This is a genomic window from Shewanella sp. 5S214, from assembly GCF_041439795.1.
Lineage (GTDB): Bacteria > Pseudomonadota > Gammaproteobacteria > Enterobacterales > Shewanellaceae > Shewanella > Shewanella vesiculosa.
Map to the genome: position 1 here is coordinate 304,820 of NZ_JBGOOV010000001.1, position 223 is coordinate 305,042.

Annotated in this window: 1 protein-coding gene; it reads left to right on the plus strand. The window is 48.4% G+C overall.

Annotated features, from left to right (window positions below; all coding sequences use genetic code 11):
• The coding region (locus ACED29_RS01175; protein ID WP_371696799.1) for a hypothetical protein at positions 1-223 on the plus strand (223 nt) is incomplete at both ends.

The following is a 223-nucleotide window of genomic DNA, read 5'->3' on the forward strand; positions in this document are numbered from 1 at the left end:
GCTCGAGCAAAAGCCAAAAAAGCCGCGTTAGCTAATGAATCGGCTGCAACCGATAACCCAGCTGAGCCTGATAGTGCTGTTGCGGCTGAGTCGATAAATAACCCGAGTGCAACAGATAGCAGTATTAACGTCGCTCCTGTCAATGACAAAAAAGCAAAAATTGCCGCTGCGGTAGCTCGAGCAAAAGCCAAAAAAGCCGCGTTAGCTAATGAATCGGCTGCAA